Below are 992 nucleotides of genomic sequence, written 5' to 3'. Positions count from 1 at the left end.
GCGGATGCCGCCCCTGCGAACGCGGCGGATTCAACACCTCCACCAACCGCTCGAACGGCACATCCGAATGACCGAACGCACCCAAATCCGAATCCGACACCTCACGCAACAAATCCGCAAACGACATCGAACCCGTCACCGACGTCCGCAACACCAACGTATTGACAAACATCCCCACCAAATGATCCAACGCAGCCTCACCACGCCCCGCCACAGGCGTCCCCACCACCACATCATCCGAACCCGACAACCGCGCCAACACCACCGCCAACGCCGCATGCACCACCATGAACGGAGTCGCGTTGTACCGCCGCGCCAACTCCGAAATCCCCGCATGCAACCCCGCATCAATCACCACATCATCAACACGCCCACCCCGATACGACGCCACCACCGGACGCGGCCGATCCCACGGCAACTCCACCTCATCCGGCACACCACCCAACACCGACTCCCAATACGCCAACTGCTGCGAAATCACAGAAGACGCATCCAACTCCGACCCCAACACCTCCCGCTGCCACAACGCAAAATCCGCATACTGCACCGGCAACGGCACCCACTGGGGGGTGTCGCCGCGCAGGCGCGCCGTGTAGGCCGCCATCAGGTCGACGGTCAACGGGAACAGCGACAGACCGTCGCCGGCGATGTGGTGCAGAACGACCACGAGGATGTACTCGGATGGCGCGGTGCGCAGCAGTCGCATCCGGACCGGCACCTCGACCGAGACGTCGAAGGGGCGCCCGAAGATCCCGAGCACCTCGCCTTCGAGGTCGGCCGGGGCCACGTCGACCGGGGTGAGGTCGATCGCGACGTCACCGGCGCCGAGGATCTCCTGGAAGCCGACGCCGTCGATCTCCGGGTATCGGGTCCGCAGGGTCTCGTGACGACCGATCACGTCGGTGACCGCGGCGGACAGGATCTCGATGTCGAGGTCGCCGGTCAGCCGGAGGGCACCGGGGATGTTGTCGGCCGCGGAGGACGGATCCAGG

General features: G+C 65.3%; 1 protein-coding gene. It reads right to left on the bottom strand.

Annotation, left to right across the window (positions count from 1 at the left end; all coding sequences use genetic code 11):
* The coding region (locus MB1_RS24770) for a condensation domain-containing protein (RefSeq protein WP_245650358.1) at positions 1 to 992 on the bottom strand (992 nt) is incomplete at both ends.

The sequence above is a fragment of the Millisia brevis NBRC 105863 genome, assembly GCF_001552615.1.
In the GTDB taxonomy this organism is placed as follows: domain Bacteria; phylum Actinomycetota; class Actinomycetes; order Mycobacteriales; family Mycobacteriaceae; genus Millisia; species Millisia brevis.
The sequence above is the reverse complement of the archived record's forward strand: the minus strand, read 5'-3'. Positions and strand labels throughout refer to the sequence as shown.